At 58.9% G+C, this 17,290-nt stretch carries 13 protein-coding genes and 2 rRNA genes; 1 reads left to right on the plus strand and 14 read right to left on the minus strand.

From position 1 onward, the window contains the following. Positions 1-5: 5 nt before the first annotated feature. The 5 genes from can to AC1RMF_RS06660 are packed head-to-tail and all read right to left on the minus strand — an operon-like array spanning position 6 to position 4,768. The gene (gene can, locus AC1RMF_RS06640; protein ID WP_493140625.1) at positions 6-668 is read right to left on the minus strand and encodes a carbonate dehydratase; all 663 of its coding nucleotides are present in this window, start codon (positions 666-668) and stop codon (positions 6-8) included. 6 nt (positions 669-674) lie between these two features. Beyond that, positions 675-2,675, minus strand: coding sequence for an LTA synthase family protein (locus AC1RMF_RS06645; RefSeq protein ID WP_493140627.1), 2,001 nt, complete (start codon positions 2,673-2,675; stop codon positions 675-677). After that, positions 2,676-3,854 carry an isovaleryl-CoA dehydrogenase gene (locus tag AC1RMF_RS06650; protein ID WP_493140629.1) on the minus strand — a complete coding sequence of 393 codons (1,179 nt, stop codon included), beginning with the start codon at positions 3,852-3,854 and terminating at the stop codon, positions 2,676-2,678. A gap of 46 nt (positions 3,855-3,900) precedes the next feature. After that, entirely contained in the window at positions 3,901-4,332 is a 432-nt protein-coding gene (locus AC1RMF_RS06655; RefSeq protein WP_493140631.1) for a PaaI family thioesterase, read from the minus strand. After that, positions 4,322-4,768 carry a MerR family transcriptional regulator gene (locus tag AC1RMF_RS06660; protein ID WP_493140633.1) on the minus strand — a complete coding sequence of 149 codons (447 nt, stop codon included), beginning with the start codon at positions 4,766-4,768 and terminating at the stop codon, positions 4,322-4,324. Before AC1RMF_RS06660 ends, AC1RMF_RS06655 begins: the two co-directional genes overlap by 11 nt. Positions 4,769-4,877: 109 nt before the next feature. On the opposite strand from AC1RMF_RS06660, the gene AC1RMF_RS06665 reads away from it, so the two are divergent. Further along, positions 4,878-5,948 carry an MBL fold metallo-hydrolase gene (locus AC1RMF_RS06665; protein WP_493140635.1) on the plus strand — a complete coding sequence of 357 codons (1,071 nt, stop codon included), beginning with the start codon at positions 4,878-4,880 and terminating at the stop codon, positions 5,946-5,948. Here AC1RMF_RS06665 and AC1RMF_RS06670 read toward each other — a convergent pair. The 9 genes from AC1RMF_RS06670 to AC1RMF_RS06710 form a co-directional block, all read right to left on the minus strand. Then, the gene (locus tag AC1RMF_RS06670; RefSeq protein WP_342618946.1) at positions 5,920-6,825 is read right to left on the minus strand and encodes a M48 family metallopeptidase; all 906 of its coding nucleotides are present in this window, start codon (positions 6,823-6,825) and stop codon (positions 5,920-5,922) included. The genes AC1RMF_RS06665 and AC1RMF_RS06670 overlap by 29 nt on opposite strands. 46 nt (positions 6,826-6,871) lie before the next feature. Then, the gene (gene gmhB, locus AC1RMF_RS06675; RefSeq protein WP_342618947.1) at positions 6,872-7,417 is read right to left on the minus strand and encodes a D-glycero-beta-D-manno-heptose 1,7-bisphosphate 7-phosphatase; all 546 of its coding nucleotides are present in this window, start codon (positions 7,415-7,417) and stop codon (positions 6,872-6,874) included. A gap of 17 nt (positions 7,418-7,434) precedes the next feature. After that, positions 7,435-9,579, minus strand: coding sequence for a glycine--tRNA ligase subunit beta (gene glyS, locus AC1RMF_RS06680; RefSeq protein WP_493140638.1), 2,145 nt, complete (start codon positions 9,577-9,579; stop codon positions 7,435-7,437). Between the two features lies 1 nt (position 9,580). Beyond that, the gene (gene glyQ, locus AC1RMF_RS06685) at positions 9,581-10,486 is read right to left on the minus strand and encodes a glycine--tRNA ligase subunit alpha (RefSeq protein WP_342618949.1); all 906 of its coding nucleotides are present in this window, start codon (positions 10,484-10,486) and stop codon (positions 9,581-9,583) included. Between the two features lie 45 nt (positions 10,487-10,531). After that, entirely contained in the window at positions 10,532-12,100 is a 1,569-nt protein-coding gene (gene lnt / locus AC1RMF_RS06690; protein ID WP_493140790.1) for an apolipoprotein N-acyltransferase, read from the minus strand. A 5-nt stretch (positions 12,101-12,105) separates the two neighbouring features. Then, on the minus strand, positions 12,106-12,975 hold the full coding sequence (locus AC1RMF_RS06695) for a CorC family transporter (protein WP_342621203.1): 870 nt from the start codon (positions 12,973-12,975) through the stop codon (positions 12,106-12,108). Between the two features lie 116 nt (positions 12,976-13,091). Continuing rightward, positions 13,092-13,748, minus strand: a complete 657-nt coding sequence (locus tag AC1RMF_RS06700; protein WP_493140641.1) for a GNAT family N-acetyltransferase — start codon at positions 13,746-13,748, stop codon at positions 13,092-13,094. A gap of 138 nt (positions 13,749-13,886) precedes the next feature. Further along, positions 13,887-13,999 (minus strand): 5S ribosomal RNA (rrf, locus tag AC1RMF_RS06705). Positions 14,000-14,145: 146 nt separating this feature from the next. Continuing rightward, positions 14,146-17,022 (minus strand): 23S ribosomal RNA (locus tag AC1RMF_RS06710). Between the last annotated feature and the right edge of the window lie 268 nt (positions 17,023-17,290).

Consider the following 17,290-nt stretch of genomic DNA (forward strand, 5'->3'; position numbering starts at 1 on the left):
TGGTCTTACTTCGGCAGGCGCGGCATCAGGCGCACACCGGAGACGGCTTCGCGGTAGAGCGCATCCAGATCATCTTCACCGGTGACCGTTATGTGCAGGTCGTGCAGCAGGCCGTCGGTAACGCCATAGACCCAGCCGTGCAGGGTGATGTTCTGCTTGCGCGCCCAGGCGTCCTGCAGCACCGTGCTCTGTGCCACGTTGACCACCTGCTCGATCACATTGAGCTCGCACAGCGCCTGGGCCCGACCATGTTCGGGCAGCACGTCCAGCACGTCGCGGTGGCGGTCGCGCACATCCTGGATGTGGCGCAGCCAGTTGTCGGCCAGACCGATGCGTGCGCCTTCCAGCGCAGCCTGCACGCCCGAGCAGCCATAGTGGCCCACCACCATCACGTGCTCCACGTTGATCCGCTCCACAGCGAACTGGATGGTGGACAGGGCATTCAAATCGGAATGCACCACCACATTGGCGATGTTCCGGTGCACAAACACTTCACCAGGGTCCAGGCCGGTGATTTCGTTGGCCGGCACGCGGCTGTCGGAGCAGCCGATCCACATGTACTTGGGGCGCTGCTGGTTGGCCAGGCCGGTAAAAAAACCGGGGCGCTTGCGCTCCATGTCGCTCGCCCAGGACCGGTTGTTGTCAAACAGGTGTGAGAGGTTCTTCATGTCTTGTTACTTTCTCAGGGAGATGCGCACATTCCAGTCCAGCAGACCGTAACGCGCGCGCTCCTGTTGGTCGTCCTTGGCATTGAATGCACATTGGGGATCAGGCTTGGCCGAGGTGCACACGAAGCTGCCGGGATTGCCCAGTTGCCACATGCCCTGGGCGTTGCGCGCTTCGCCGGTAAAGAACATGGCGCGCGGCGCATTGATCGGGTCCGTCGGCTCTTTCAAAGGCTGCAGCAGGTTACGGCCCGCATTGATGTAGGGCCCTTCGATGCCGGCCAGCGGGAACAGGGTGTTGAACATGTCGCGGTGGCTCGCGGGCTGCTCCAGCTGATTGCCACACTGCAGGCCTTCACCCCAGATCACGAAGGGCACCTGGCGGATCAGGTAGCGCCGGCTGTTCTCCGCATACACACCGAAAGAACGCACATTGTGGTCGCCGGTGGCGCCAATGATGGTGTCGGACTTGTGCGGGCCGTTCTGGATGTCCTGCACAAAGCCGCCCAGCAGATCGGCGGCGTAATGGTAGGTGTCCAGGTTGAGCAGCAGCGTGTCGGCACTGGTCTCACCCTTCCACAACGACATGTCGCGCGGCACGCGCTTGTACTCGGGCGGCAGATCGTAGGGTGGGTGGTTGGTGGAGGTCAGCACGAACACGAACAGGGGTTTATCGGAGGGCTGGGACATGCGCTTCTTGAGGTATTTGAAGACGTAGTCGTCCCACACGCCCCACAGACCCAAGGTGGCTTCGGGGTAGGCTTCCTTGAGGGAGTTGGCATCGATGATTTCGTCAAAACCCTGCGCCTGCAGCACCCGGTCCAGGCTGCGCCAGCCGGCGCGTACCGAGGACACGAACAGCGTGCGGTAACCCGCATCGCGCGCGATCTTGGCAGTCGCCCACGGGATAGGTTTGCGCCCCACGTCACCCAGCGTCAGTGGTGTGATGGGCGTGGAAAACAGAATGGCTTCCATGCTGGGATGGGTGCCGGCGTGGGCCGAGTCGAAATTGCTGAAGTGACAGGCCTTGTCCAGTGTGGGCGCCAAGCGGCCCAGCACATCGAACTTGGGACTGTTGTAGAGCATGGGCTCGGCACTCCAGGATTCCATCAGGAAGAACAACAGGTTCTTCTTGGGCGTTCCGGGTGGCAGGGGTGGATGTGCCGTGAGCGCGGCCTTGACCTCGGCATCGCTGTCATGGGGCAGGCCCAGCACCTCGGCTGCGGCGCGCGCGGAATCAAAGCCCATGGCCCTGAGGCCCACCAGAGGGTCCTGCAGGTTTTGCGATTGGCCGCGGCTGTCCCAGGCGTACTTCAACGCAATGACGCCATTGGGCACCATGTCGTTGAGGAACTGCGAGGTGGTGACCGTGAGGTGCTGGCGCTGCAATGCCATCTCGCGCAGCGTGCCCTTGCCAGCAAACACCAGCGCCCAGAACGCCACGAAGATGAACACGCCACGCAGCCAGGCACTGCGCCCGCGCAACGCGGTATCGGGCACGGCACGCACCACGATGCGCTGGTGCAGCCATACCGCAGCCCAACTCAGCAGCACGACGGCCAACAGCGAGGTGACCACCGGGAAGTCGTGCCACACGGTTTTGAGTACGGCGGAGGTGTCGTCTTCCACCAGCCCAAACACCAGCGAGTCGATCGGTGTCTTGTAAAAACCGAAGTAGTGTAAGTTGATCATGGAGAGCAACACAAACACCAGCGCCAGCACCGCCGCAATGGCGCGATACGCCCGGGCGTGGACCCAGGGCAGCAGCACCAGCAGCAAGATGCCGGCAATGGCGCTGACCTTCAGGTCGAAGCGGAAACCCTGAAACGCCACCGTCATCACCTCGGACGGCGGTGCGGTGAAGCCCGCGGGCCAGAAGTGCCAAATCTGTACCCAACGGATCAGGGACAGGGCCAGCACCAGGGGAATGACCAACAGCCAGGCGCGAATCAGACCGCGCATGAAGCCGTTGAAGAAGACGGAGAGGATGCGTTTCAGTGTGGTGAGCATTTACATGGTTTCGGCGAACAATTCGCGGCCGATAAGCATACGGCGGATTTCGCTGGTACCTGCGCCGATTTCGTAAAGCTTGGCATCGCGCCATAGTCTTCCCAGCGGGTACTCATTGATGTAACCGTTGCCGCCGAAAATCTGCACGCCCTCGCCCGCCATCCAGGTGGCCTTCTCGGCACACCACAGAATCACCGAGGCGCAGTCCTTGCGCACCTGGCGAACGTGTTCGGTGCCCAGCATGTCCAGGTTCTTGGCCACGGTGTAGGCAAACGAGCGCCCGGCCTGCAGCACGGTGTACATGTCGGCGACCTTGCCCTGGATGAGCTGAAACTCGCCGATGCTCTGCCCGAACTGCTTGCGGTCGTGGATGTAGGGAATCACGTTGTCCATCACCGATTGCATGATGCCCAGTGGGCCGCCGGTCAGCACGGCGCGCTCATAGTCCAGGCCGCTCATCAGCACCTTGGCGCCCTGGTTCAGGCCGCCCAGGATGTTCTGCGCCGGCACTTCCACGTTGTTGAACACCAGCTCGCCTGTATGGCTGCCGCGCATGCCCAGCTTATCGAGCTTTTGCGCAATGCTGAAGCCCTTCATGCCCTTCTCGATCAGGAAAGCGGTGACGCCGCGCGCCCCCAGCTCGGGTTCGCTCTTGGCATAGACCACCAGGGTGTCGGCGTCCGGGCCATTGGTGATCCACATCTTGTTGCCGTTGAGCAGGTAGTAGCCTCCCTTGTCCTCGGCCTTGAGCTTCATGCTGATGACGTCGCTGCCGGCGCCGGGCTCACTCATGGCCAGTGCGCCCACATGCTCGCCACTGATGAGCTTGGGCAGGTACTTGGCGCGCTGCTCGGGCGTGCCGTTGCGCTTGATCTGGTTGACGCACAAGTTGCTGTGCGCGCCGTACGACAGGCCGACCGAAGCGGAAGCGCGCGAGATTTCCTCCATGGCAATCATGTGCGCCAGGTAGCCCATGTTGGCACCGCCGTACTCTTCGCCCACGGTGATGCCCAGCACGCCTAAAGAGCCCATCTTCTGCCACAGGTCCATGGGGAACTGGTCGTTGCGGTCGATCTCGGCAGCGCGGGGAGCGATTTCTTCCTCGGCAAATGCGCGCACGGCATCGCGCAAGGCATCAATATCCTCTCCGAGTTGGAAATTCAGTCCGGGCATGTTCATGGTGGTCTCCTTCTTTGTAATGTCTGTGTGTGAACGGGATGTGAAATCAGTAAGTCTTGGGTACCGGCACCAGGGTTTGCTGCATCACGGCGCAGGCGCTCTGCTTGCCGGCCGGGTCCACATGCATGACTTCGGCGCTGGTGACGATCAGGCGCTTGCCGCCCTTGATGACGCGCCCGGTGGCGCGCAGCTCGCCCGCCTTGAAGCCCGCCAGGAAATTGATCTTGTACTCGGCCGTTGTGACTTCCATGCCTTCGGCCGCCACCGTGAGGCCTGCATAGCCACCGGCAATATCGGCCAGCGCGCCCATGGCGCCACCATGGAAACCGTCCTGCTGCTGCGAGACTTTGTCGGAATACGGCAATGCAATCTCCACCAGACCGGGCTCCACCCGCAGCAGGCGTGCGCCCAGGTGGCGCATCATGCCCTGGCGGTCCAGGCTGTCCTGCACGCGTTGCCAGAGTGCGTTATTGGGCATTGCTTTTCCCCTTCCCTGCAGCTTTTGTGGCGGACTTGGCCTCGGCCTTGGCGTTCTGCTTGGCCAACAGCGCACGGGCCTCGCGCTGGTGCTCCTTGATCTCGTCGAGATTGGCCTGCAGGTCAGCCATCTGCTCTTCCACCTGGCTGCGGTGCACTGCCAGCACGTCCAGAAACTTGACCAGCTGCGCCCCGGTGTCGCGCGGGCTGTCGTACATGTCGATGATCTCCTTGGCCTCGGTCAGGCTCAGGCCCAGCCGCTTGGCACGCAGCGTGAGCTTCAGGCGGGTACGATCACGGTGGCTGTAGATCCGATTGCGCCCGCCCGGGCCGCTGCGCTCGGGCTGCAGCAAACCCAGATCTTCGTAAAACCGGATGGCCCGGGTGGTGAGGTCGAACTCACGTGCAAGATCGCTGATGGTGTAGGTTGTCGTCATGTGTAATAGGGCCGCAACGTGGGAGACAGCACGCTTCACGTGCACTGCATACAATGGCCTACGCAGTTGACGTTTACGTAAACGTCAATTATGAAGCATAAAACACCCCATGAACGAACTCGAAAAACAACTCCACTATCCCCTGGGCGAGGCCTTGCCTGAACCGGGCCACTGCATCACAGTCGCGCCCGGTGTGAAATGGATTCGCATGGCACTACCCTTTGTGCTCAACCACATCAACCTGTGGCTGCTGCGCGACGCGATCGATGGCGTAGAGGGCTGGAGCATTGTGGACTGCTGCATCCACCGGCAAGAGGCCAAGGCGCAGTGGGAATCGCTGTTTGCCAACGAGCTGGATGGCCTGCCGGTGCTGCGGGTGATCGTGACCCACATGCACCCGGACCATATCGGCCTGGCGCATTGGCTGTGCGAACGCTGGGACGCCCCCCTGTATATCAGCGCCACCGACTTTCTGGTGGCGCACATGGCCTGCTCGGGCCAGGACACCTTCAGCGGCGAGCGCACTGCAGCGTTCTATGCCGCGCATGGGCTCAACGACGCACAGACCCGCGCCAAGGTGATGGACCGCACCTCGTATTTCTCGTCGCTGGTGCCGTCAGTGCCTGACCGCCACCACCGGCTGCTGGACGGGCTCACGCTGCGCATCGGCGGGCATGCCTGGACCTGCATCAGCGGCTATGGCCATGCCCCAGAACACATGGCGCTGCACTGTCAGGACCTCGGTTTGCTGATTGGTGGCGACATGATGTTGCCGCGCATCTCCACCAATGTGAGCGTGTACGAGCAGGAGCCCGAGGCCGATGCACTCAAGCTGTTCCTGCATTCCATAGACCGCTTCAAGGCGCTGCCCGCGTCCACGCTGGTGCTGCCCTCGCATGGCAAGCCGTTCACCGGTCTGCATATCCGCATCCAGCAACTGCACGACCACCATGATGAACGACTGCAGGAAGTCATGGAAGCCTGCACCCGCACACCCTGCAGCGCCGCCGACGCGCTGCCAGTCCTGTTCAAGCGACCGCTGGATTTTCACCAGACCACGTTTGCCATTGGCGAAGCCGTGGCCCACCTGCATACGCTGTGGCATCGCGGTGATCTGGTTCGCCAGCGCTCCCCGGACGGGGTGTACCGCTTCACCACTTCGGAATCGCGTCGTCCTTGAGCTGCGAGCGCAGCTGCTGGTAGTCGGGGACTACGGTGGCTACGGTGTTCCAGAATTGGGCGCTGTGGTCCATGACCCGCAGGTGGCTGAGTTCATGCGCCACCACGTAGTCGATCACCGGCTGACGGTAATGAATCAGGCGCCAGTTGAGCCGGATGGAGCCGTCCGCACTGGCACTGCCCCAGCGGGTGCCAGCGCTGCTCAGCCGCAGTTTCTTCCACTGCACGCCCAGTAGCGGCGCAAAGTGGTCCATGCGTTCCTTGAAGTTGGCCTGGGCCTGGCGCATCAGCCAGGCCTGCACCGCATCGCGGATCTGGTCGGCCGTGGCGGCCTTGGGCAGGCCCACATGCAGGGTTTGCGATGCACCGCCTTCTCCCCCCGGCTTGAGTTGCGCGCCTCTGCCGCTGAAGCCGTGCGCAGGGTCCAGCAGCACGGTGATGTCTTCCCCCATGAACGGGATGGCGACACCGTCGCGCCACTGCACGCGCGCACTGTGCGCACGCTGCTGGCGCTCCCGCGACTCCTGTAGCTTGCGCAGAATCCAACTGCCCTTCTCCTGTAACGCGGCATCCACTTCATGCAAAGGCGTCCAGCGCGGCGCACGCACCACCAATCCATCAGGGCCCACAACAAAACCAATGGTTCTGCGCTTGGCCCGGGCAAAGGCGTAGGCAATGACGGCATCCTGTATGCGTACTTCGCGGTTGGCCTGCGGATGTGCAAATTGGGCTGGCGCGATGACACCTTGCAGGGGCACGCCGGGAATGTGAGCGCCTTCGCGCCGCCTGGGGGGCGCTGCAGATACAGGAGGCTCCTGCGGCTTGACCACAGGCTCGGTGGAAAACAGGTCCAGTGTGTAGCGCAGCAGGGGGAGCATGGTGGGTACCGTCAGCGCGGGGCCGTGCAGCACGTCATGGTGGTGGCTACCGATTCACCAGATAGTGGGCAAACGCAGGCAGGTCTTCATGCACCATGGTGCCCTGGGGCAGCCCTTCGGGCAGCGCACGCCCTCTGTACCCGGCCGACTTGCCGGTCAGCACCAGGTGTGGTGCGCAGCCTACGGTGGTTCCAGCCACCAGATCACGCACCGAGTCACCCACGGTCGGCATGCCCTTGAGATCCACGCCATAGCGATCGGCAATCTGCTCGTACAAGCCTGGTGCTGGCTTGCGGCAGTGGCAGTTGTCTTCTGGTGCGTGGGGGCAGTAGAAGATCGCATCCACGCGCCCCCCCACTGCTGACAGCATGTCGTGCATCTTGGCGTGCATGGCGTTGAGCGCGCTCACATCAAATAGGCCACGCCCCAGACCCGACTGGTTGGTCACTACCACCACATGCCAGCCAGCGTGGTTGATGCGGGCGATGGCCTCCAGAGCCCCCGGCAGCGGCAACCACTCAGCGGGCGATTTGACGTAGTCTGCACTGTCTTCGTTGATGGTGCCGTCGCGGTCGAGAATGCAGAGCTTCATGGTGTGGTCCCCAGTTTTCAGCTGGCCAGCTTGGAGAGGTCGGCAACGCGGTTCATCGCCACGTGCAGACTCTTGAGCAGGCCCAGGCGGTTCAAGCGCAGATCAAGCTGCTCGGCGTTGACCATGACGTCTTCAAAGAATACGTCCACCGGCGTGCGCAACTCGGCCAGCGATTGCAGCGAGGCGGTGTAGTCACCCGCCTCCCAGCGCGCCTGTGCCACCGGCAACACCGTCTTCATGGCGTCAAACAGATTCTTCTCGGCGGACTCCACCAGCAGCACCGGGCTGACGTGGGCATCCACGTCGTCGGCCTTCTTAAGGATATTTCCGATGCGCTTGTTCGCAGCAGCCAGCGCGGCGCTCTCCGGCAGTTCGGCAAAAGCGCGCACCGCAAGCAGACGCTTGGGAATGTCGCCCAGACGCTGGGGCCGCAGGGCCAGCACGGCATCCACTTCCTGCGCGCTGTAACCTTGCTCACGCAAGGAGCCGGCCAGGCGGTCGTAGATGAAGTCGGCCAGTGCGGGCGTGGCATCGGTGATGCGATCGCCAAAAGCAGGAACGGCGCTTTGCAGCAGCGTCAGCAAGTCCAGCGGCAGGTCTTTTTCAACCAGCATGCGGATCACACCCAGCGCGTGGCGGCGCAGGGCAAAGGGGTCCTTGTCGCCCGTGGGCAGATTGCCGATGCCGAACATGCCGACCAGGGTCTCCAGCTTGTCGGCCAGTGCGACCACCAGACCCGCGTCATTGCGGGGCAAATCGTCGCCGGCAAAGCGGGGCTTGTAGTGGTCCTCGATGGCAAATGCGATGTCCTCGCCCAATCCATCGTGGCGTGCGTAGTAGCCACCCATGATGCCTTGCAGCTCGGGGAATTCGCCCACCATGTCGGTGACCAGATCGGTCTTGGCCAGACGCGCTGCGGTATCAGCCTGTGCAGAGAGTGCGCCCGTGTTGGCATATCCGCCTTGCTCCAGCAGTGCGGCAATGGCAGTGGCGATGGCACGCACCCGCTCGCTGCGCTCACCTTGAGTGCCGAGCTTGTTGTGGTACACGACCTTGCCCAGACCTTCGACGCGCGACTCCAGCGTTTTCTTGCGGTCCTGGTCAAAGAAGAACTTGGCATCCGCCAGCCGTGGACGCACTACGCGTTCGTTGCCGCCGATGACGGCACTGGCGTCCTCCGGGCTGATGTTGCTCACCACCAGAAACTGGTTGGTGAGCCTGCCTGCGGCGTCCAGTAGCGGGAAGTATTTCTGATTCGCCTTCATGGTGAGGATCAGGCACTCCTGGGGCACTTCCAGGAACTGGTACTCAAAGCTGCACACCAGCACATTGGGGCGCTCGACCAGAGCGGTGACTTCGTCCAGCAAGGCTTCATCTTCAATGGCACGCGCGCCATTGCCTACCTTGGCTGCTGCCGCAGCGAGCTGGCGCACGATGTCGGCACGGCGCTCGGCAAAGCTGGCGATCACGGCGCCTTGCTCGCGCAAAGTGTGGGCATAGCTGTCGGCATCCGCAATCACTACAGGCGAGACCTTGGCTTCAAAGCGGTGGCCTGTCGTGGCGTTGCCGGCTTTGAGTCCCAGTACCTGGATGGGCACAACATCCGCACCGTGCAAAGCGACCAGGCCATGGGCCGGACGCACAAAGCTCACACTGCTCCATCCGGGCAACTCGCAACCGCTGGATGCGTCCAACTGGTAGGTCATGACCTTGGGAATGGGCAGCTTGGACAGAGACTCTTCCAGCGCTTTCTGCAAGCCGTCACGCAGTGTGATACCGGTCACCATGCTCTCGAAGAACAGCGCTTCGGCCTTGCCATCCATGGCACGCTTGAGGCCTGCGACCGCCGAGGCATCGGCACCCAGGGAGGCCAGCTTCTTCAGCAAGGCGGGAGTAGCCTGGCCTTCTGCATTCAGGCCCACGGTCACGGGCATGAGCTTGGCAGAGACCGCCTTGTCGGCCGCCTGCGCAGCAACATCCGTCACATGCACGCCCAGGCGGCGCGGCGAGGCAAAGTGTGTCACAACAGCATCTGCTGCGGCCAAACCCTGTGACTTGAGCGAGTCCGCTAGTACGGAAGCAAACGCTTCGCCCAATTTCTTGAGCGCCTTGGGCGGCAGCTCTTCCACAAACAGTTCAACCAGAAGGTTTTTTGTCGTCATCTCATGCAGCCTTCTTGGCAATTTGCTCAATCCATTCGCGTGGCGCCATGGGGAATCCCAGGCGCTCACGGCTCTCGTAGTAACTCTGTGCGACGGCACGCGCCAAGTTGCGAATGCGGCCGATATAGGCGGCGCGCTCGGTCACACTGATCGCACCGCGCGCATCCAGCAGGTTGAAGCTGTGCGCCGCCTTGAGGACCTGCTCATAGGCCGGCAGCGCGAGCTGGACTTCGATCAGATGCTTGGCCTGTTTTTCATGCGCTGTGAAGGCAGTGAACAGGAAGTCGGCGTCGCTGTGCTCGAAGTTGTAGGTGGATTGCTCCACTTCGTTTTGCTTGTAGACATCGCCGTACGACATGCCTTCGGTCCACTTCAGGTTGTAGACGTTGTCCACGCCCTGCAGGTACATGGCCAGGCGCTCCAGACCATAGGTGATCTCACCCGTTGCGGGTTTGCAGTCAATGCCGCCCACCTGTTGGAAGTAGGTGAACTGTGTGACTTCCATACCGTTGAGCCAGACTTCCCAGCCCAGGCCCCAGGCACCCAGCGTCGGGTTTTCCCAATCGTCTTCCACAAAGCGGATGTCGTTCTTCTTCAGATCAAAGCCCAGGGCTTCGAGTGAACCCAGATACAGCTCCAGGATGTTGGCAGGCGCAGGCTTGAGCACCACCTGATACTGGTAGTAGTGCTGCAAACGGTTGGGGTTTTCGCCGTAGCGGCCGTCCTTGGGGCGGCGGCTGGGCTGCACGTAGGCAGCCTTCCAAGGCTCGGGACCAATGGCTCTCAAGAACGTGGCGGTGTGTGAGGTGCCCGCGCCGACTTCCATGTCATAGGGTTGCAGCAGTGCGCAACCCTGGCGGTCCCAATAGTCCTGCAGTCTAAGGATGATTTGCTGAAAGGTAAGCATAGGTGTGGGGGCCAAACCGGACGGCCCTCGTGTAAACCCCCAATTCTACGGGGCGGGGCTTGGCAATCTGGCAGAAGGTGCGGTGCGCCATGCCAGCAGCAGCACGGCAATGGCCACGATCCACAGCGGCCACAAGCCCCAGCGCGATACCCACCAGGCAAACGGTGTGGTGCCGGTACGGCCCTCCACGGTACCTTCGAGCACACCCTGCGTAAGGCGTGTCAGGCTGTTGGTGACATGGCCGCGATAGTCCATGACGACAGTCGCGCCTGTGTTGGTGGCTCTCAGAAAGGGCCGCTGAAATTCCAGTGCCCGCATGCGGGAAATCTGCAAATGCTGGTCTATCGCGACGGTGTCGCCAAACCAGCCCAGGTTGCTGACGTTGGCAAAGACCGTAGGTGCCAGCGCTGGGTCGATAAAGCGGGCACCGAGTTCTTCGCCAAAGAGATCTTCGTAACAGATGTTGGGCGCGATGCGCTGCCCTTTCCAGGCAAAGGAAGGTTGTCCTATGCCTCCGCGCTGGAAGTCGCCCAGCGGTATGTTCATCATGCGCGTGAACCACTTGAACAGCGGCGGGATGAATTCTCCGAATGGAACCAGATGGTGTTTGTCGTAGCGCCAGGCCTTTGGCGCTCCCGGTTGCAGCGCAATGACCGAGTTGGTGTAGCCGCGCTGGTAGTCGCCCAGCGGTATGCCGGTCAGCAGCGCACTTTGTCCCTGGTCGACCTGCCTACGCAACGCATCCCAGTAGCCCTCGGGCAGCTCCTGAGGTAGCAAGGGGATGGCAGTTTCGGGTGCCAGTACCAAGTCCGCCTGGCGTTGCTGCATGTGGTCTGCATACCAGCGCAATGCCAGCGGAACTCCGGTGCCGGCGTCGAATTTTTCATCCTGGGGAATATTGCCTTGCAGCAAGGCGACCCGGATAGGTCCTGTGGAGGAGGTGTGATCCGCTTGAATGGGAAGCCAGCCGGCTGCCAGCAATAGCACCATGGTGACGCGTTGCCACCAGCCTGCTTCTCTCAGCAGCGCAAGTGAAGCTGCCACCCAGGCGGCCAGCGCACCGACACCGTATGCACCCACCACCGGTATCCAGCGGGACAGCGGACCGCCGGTGTGGGCATAGGCCATGGCTCCCCAGCCGAAGCCGGTCAGCCACGTTCCGCGAGCCATTTCGGCCATGGTCCAGAGGGCGGCGAATAGCAGGGCCATCACGGCGGGGCGTCCTTGCCCCAGCTTCCAGCACAGCGCCATAGCTGCACCGTAGTACAGACTTAGCGCCCCTGCCAATGCCAGTACCGCGACAAGTGCCAGCGCCGATGGCAACCCTCCGTAGGTGTGCATGGCCACAAAAAGCCACCAGAACGTGGCACAAAGCCAGGCGACGGTGTAGAGGAAGCTCCATCCAAACGCTTGTTTGGCTGTGGTGCAACGCCCCACAGCCCGTGACAGGCAGGCCAGGGAAAGCAACTGCAGCCACCATATGGTTTCGCCAACCTGGCCCACGTTTGCAAATGGCCAGCAAACCGCCAGGGAGGCAGCAGCGGCAGCCAATACCAGCAGGGCGGCCTGCAAGGCGTGTGCCGAACGTTGGGCTACGCCGGGTGAATCTACCATCCGGCTCAAGACAGGGGCGTCTTGGAGGGTGCGACTTTGAACCACTTCACCGCTCCACCTTTGGTATGCAGGACTGCAAAGTCAAGCCCACCCATGGAGTGCCGTTCGCCGCGTTTGGGCACATGGCCCATTTCATGCGCAATCAGACCGCCGATGGTCTCAAAGTGGTCGTCCGGATCGCTGCTGGTCAAGGTGACGTCGAAAGCATCATTCACACGTTCAATCGGTGTATCTCCACTCACTCTATAGCTTCTATCCGGCAGGCCAAAGATGTCACCTTCATCATCGGGCATGTCGAATTCGTCTTCGATTTCGCCCACGATTTGCTCCAGCACGTCTTCAATAGTGATGAGACCAGCTACGCGTCCGAATTCGTCGATGACGATGGCGAGGTGATTCCGATTACCCCGAAAGTCGCGCAACAGATCGTTGAGTCCCTTGGACTCCGGTACAAAGACCGCGGGTCGTATAAGTGCGCGGATGTTGAGTTCCGGCGCGCGTTGCAGCTTGAGTAGATCCTTGGCCATCAGTATGCCCAGGATGTTTTCGCGTTCATTTTCAAAGACCGGAAAGCGTGAGTGGCCGGTATCTATCACCTGGTGCAGCAGCTCATCCATCGTTGAGCCTATGTCCAGAAAATCCATCCGCGTCGCGGGCACCATGACGTCACCTGCTGTCATGTCCGCCATGCGAATGACCCCTTCAAGCATCAGACGCGAGTCTGCGCCAATGATGTTGTTGTCCTGTGCTTCGGCCAGCGTTTCAATCAGTTCATCCGTGGAATCGGGTCCAGGGTGAATGAACTCAGCCAGCTTTTGGAGAAAGGTGCGTTTATCTTCCTTTTCATTGGTCCGCGCGGGATGGGGGTCTGACACTTCGGAAAGGGCAGTAAAGCCGTTGTTGCGTTGTCGCAAGGATAGCGGATTTGTAAGACGGGCGAATTCGCCGCGCATCTTGGCCCGTATTGAGGCCGTCGAAGCTACTGCGAAATTCAGCTTACTTCACTCGGCGAATTAATCAATGAGCGGATCTGATACGCGCGCACTTTGAGCCGGAAGTCTGCTTTTGCAATTCGCTCTTGTAGCAATTCGCCAAAGCGGCTGTACACAGTGGATGCTGGCAGTTGAAGATAGGCCTGCGATTCGGATCCGTCTCTCTGCACATGGGCGCCTGCAGCCCGTGCTATCTTCAGCATAGCGGCGTTTTCACTCAAGGCGTGTATGAACATGGTCCGCACGCCTAAATTGCTCGCATGCGTGGCGGCCCTAGCGAACAGTCTTGCCCCATATCCCAGGCCGCGAACTTCCTTCAAAACGGACACGCCAAATTCAACGCGCTGTTCTGAAGCCTCTTCTCCGTATGCGAGATGCGCGACCGCAACGAGTTTCAGCTGTCGATCATAGATCCCAAGCACTTCGTCGCGCAGAAAGTCCAGTCCTTGTACGTAGCGCAATATCTGTGCATCTTGCGCCGGATAACCAAAGCGCAGATAGCGATCCTGTGCGCTCAGTGCCAGCAAGTGGGCGGCAATACGCTCTCTGTGATGTGCTCCCAGCGTACGTATGAGAGTGCCACTCGGCATCAACCGACGAAGCCAAGAAAAAGCCACTTTGGCAATCGCGCTGAATTTGTAGGCAAGTTGAATCATGAATGCAACTATAAGGGTTTACCCTAGATTCTGCACTTCACAGGAGAAAGACCCTGCTACGTATCAGCCATGTGAGCCGATTTCGCTGGGCAAAAAAAAACGCCCCAGGGATACCTGAGGCGTTTTTGGCTGTAAATAGCCTGACGATGACCTACTTTCACACGGGAACCCGCACTATCATCGGCGCTGACTCGTTTCACTGTCCTGTTCGGGATGGGAAGGAGTGGTACCAAGTCGCTATGGTCGTCAGGCATAACTTTTTTGTCTGATTGACTGAAGTCAACCGGACCAATTTATAGAGCTAATCAGCTTGTCTGTTACGACACCACTTGTGGTGGATTTTGAATGCGTCAACTTGGCATAACTTCCTTGAGTACATGGTGTACATCAAAGTTATAGGGTCAAGCCGCACGAGCAATTAGTATCGGTTAGCTTAACGCATTACTGCGCTTCCACACCCGACCTATCAACGTCCTGGTCTTGAACGACTCTTCAGGGGGCTCAAGGCCCCGGCAGATCTCATCTTGAAACGAGTTTCCCGCTTAGATGCTTTCAGCGGTTATCTCTTCCACACTTAGCTACTCGGCAATGCCACTGGCGTGACAACCGATACACCAGAGGTGTGTCCACTCCGGTCCTCTCGTACTAGGAGCAGGCTTCCTCAAATCTGCAGCGCCCACGGAAGATAGGGACCAAACTGTCTCACGACGTTTTAAACCCAGCTCACGTACCTCTTTAAATGGCGAACAGCCATACCCTTGGGACCGGCTACAGCCCCAGGATGAGATGAGCCGACATCGAGGTGCCAAACACCGCCGTCGATATGAACTCTTGGGCGGTATCAGCCTGTTATCCCCAGAGTACCTTTTATCCGTTGAGCGATGGCCCTTCCATACAGAACCACCGGATCACTATGTCCTGCTTTCGCATCTGCTCGACTTGTCAGTCTCGCAGTTAAGCACGCTTATGCCATTGCACTATTAGCACGATGTCCGACCGTACCTAGCGTACCTTCGAACTCCTCCGTTACGCTTTGGGAGGAGACCGCCCCAGTCAAACTGCCTACCATGCACTGTCCCCGATCCAGATAATGGACCTAGGTTAGAACCTCAAACACACCAGGGTGGTATTTCAACGTTGGCTCCACAAGATCTAGCGACCCTGCTTCAAAGCCTCCCACCTATCCTACACAGATCTGTTCAAAGTCCAATACAAAGCTACAGTAAAGGTTCATGGGGTCTTTCCGTCTTTCCGCGGGGAGATTGCATCATCACAAACATTTCAACTTCGCTGAGTCTCGGGAGGAGACAGTGTGGCCATCGTTACGCCATTCGTGCAGGTCGGAACTTACCCGACAAGGAATTTCGCTACCTTAGGACCGTTATAGTTACGGCCGCCGTTTACTGGGACTTCAATCAAGAGCTTGCACCCCATCATTTAATCTTCCAGCACCGGGCAGGCGTCACACCCTATACGTCCACTTTCGTGTTTGCAGAGTGCTGTGTTTTTAATAAACAGTCGCAGCCACCGATTTTTTGCAACCTCATTGGGCTCCCCAAGTAAATGGTTCACCTACTAAAGGCACACCTTCTTCCGAAGTTACGGTGTCAATTTGCCGAGTTCCTTCTCCCGAGTTCTCTCAAGCGCCTTAGAATACTCATCTCGCGCACCAGTGTCGGTTTGCGGTACGGTCGTGTGTAGCTGAAGCTTAGTGGCTTTTCCTGGAAGCAGGGTATCACTCACTTCGGCTGCAAGCAGCCTCGTTATCACCCCTCATCTAAGCCCGGCGGATTTACCTACCAGGCACGACTACAGGCTTGAACCAACATATCCAACAGTTGGCTGAGCTAACCTTCTCCGTCCCCACATCGCACTACACATCGGTACAGGAATATTGACCTGTTTCCCATCAGCTACGCATCTCTGCCTCGCCTTAGGGGCCGACTCACTCTACGCCGATGAACGTTGCGTAGAAAACCTTGCGCTTACGGCGAGGGGGCTTTTCACCCCCTTTAACGCTACTCATGTCAGCATTCGCACTTCTGATACCTCCAGCACGCTTTACAACGCACCTTCACAGGCTTACAGAACGCTCTCCTACCACTTGCAATAAATTGCAAATCCGCAGCTTCGGTAACTGGCTTAGCCCCGTTACATCTTCCGCGCAGGACGACTCGATCAGTGAGCTATTACGCTTTCTTTAAATGATGGCTGCTTCTAAGCCAACATCCTGACTGTTTTAGCCTTCCCACTTCGTTTCCCACTTAGCCAATTTTAGGGACCTTAGCTGGCGGTCTGGGTTGTTTCCCTCTTGAGTCCGGACGTTAGCACCCGGTGCTCTGTCTCCCAAGCTGTACTCTGCGGTATTCGGAGTTTGCATTGGTTTGGTAAGTCGCCATGACCCCCTAGCCAAAACAGTGCTCTACCCCCGCAGGTAATACTTGAGGCACTACCTAAATAGTTTTCGGAGAGAACCAGCTATTTCCAAGTTTGTTTAGCCTTTCACCCCTATCCACAGCTCATCCGCTAGTTTTGCAACACTAGTCGGTTCGGACCTCCAGTACCTGTTACGGCACCTTCATCCTGGCCATGGATAGATCACTTGGTTTCGGGTCTACACCCAGCGACTTGACGCCCTATTCGGACTCGATTTCTCTACGGCTTCCCTATTCGGTTAACCTTGCCACTGAATGTAAGTCGCTGACCCATTATACAAAAGGTACGCAGTCACCCTTGCGGGCTCCTACTTTTTGTAAGCATACGGTTTCAGGATCTATTTCACTCCCCTCCCGGGGTTCTTTTCGCCTTTCCCTCACGGTACTAGTTCACTATCGGTCAATGATGAGTATTTAGCCTTGGAGGATGGTCCCCCCATATTCAGACAGGATTTCTCGTGTCCCGCCCTACTTGTCGCAAGCTCAGTACCACACAGGTCATTTCACGTACGGGACTATCACCCTCTATAGTCGACCTTTCCAGATCGTTCCGTTATGTCTTGTGCTATCACTTGCAGGCTTCTCCGATTTCGCTCGCCACTACTTTCGGAATCTCGGTTGATGTCTTTTCCTCGAGCTACTGAGATGTTTCAGTTCACCCGGTTCGCCTCGCATGACTATGTATTCATCATGCGATACCTTTGCAGGTGGGTTTCCCCATTCGGAAATCTCCGGATCAAAGCTAATTTGCCAGCTCCCCGAAGCTTATCGCAGGCTATCACGTCCTTCGTCGCCTATCATTGCCAAGGCATCCACCATATGCTCTTATTCACTTGACCCTATAACTTTGATGATTCTTGCGAATCAACCAGTTATCTTCAAGGAATGTTTGACAGGTCTCTCACCTGTCGCGTTATGCCGTATTCAATTAACTTGAATAACTCGAATTTCAAACGTGAAGTTTGATATTCATTTTGACGCAATCAAAATTATGTCGCTAGCGGCACGGTCTGCACTAAACCTTTACGAATGTGCAGTTTCCGCTAGCAACGCTGATTAAACTCTATAAATTGTTAAAGAACAGCCGATTGATCAAGTAATCTCGAT

Source organism: Rhodoferax sp. GW822-FHT04A08, from assembly GCF_058801025.1.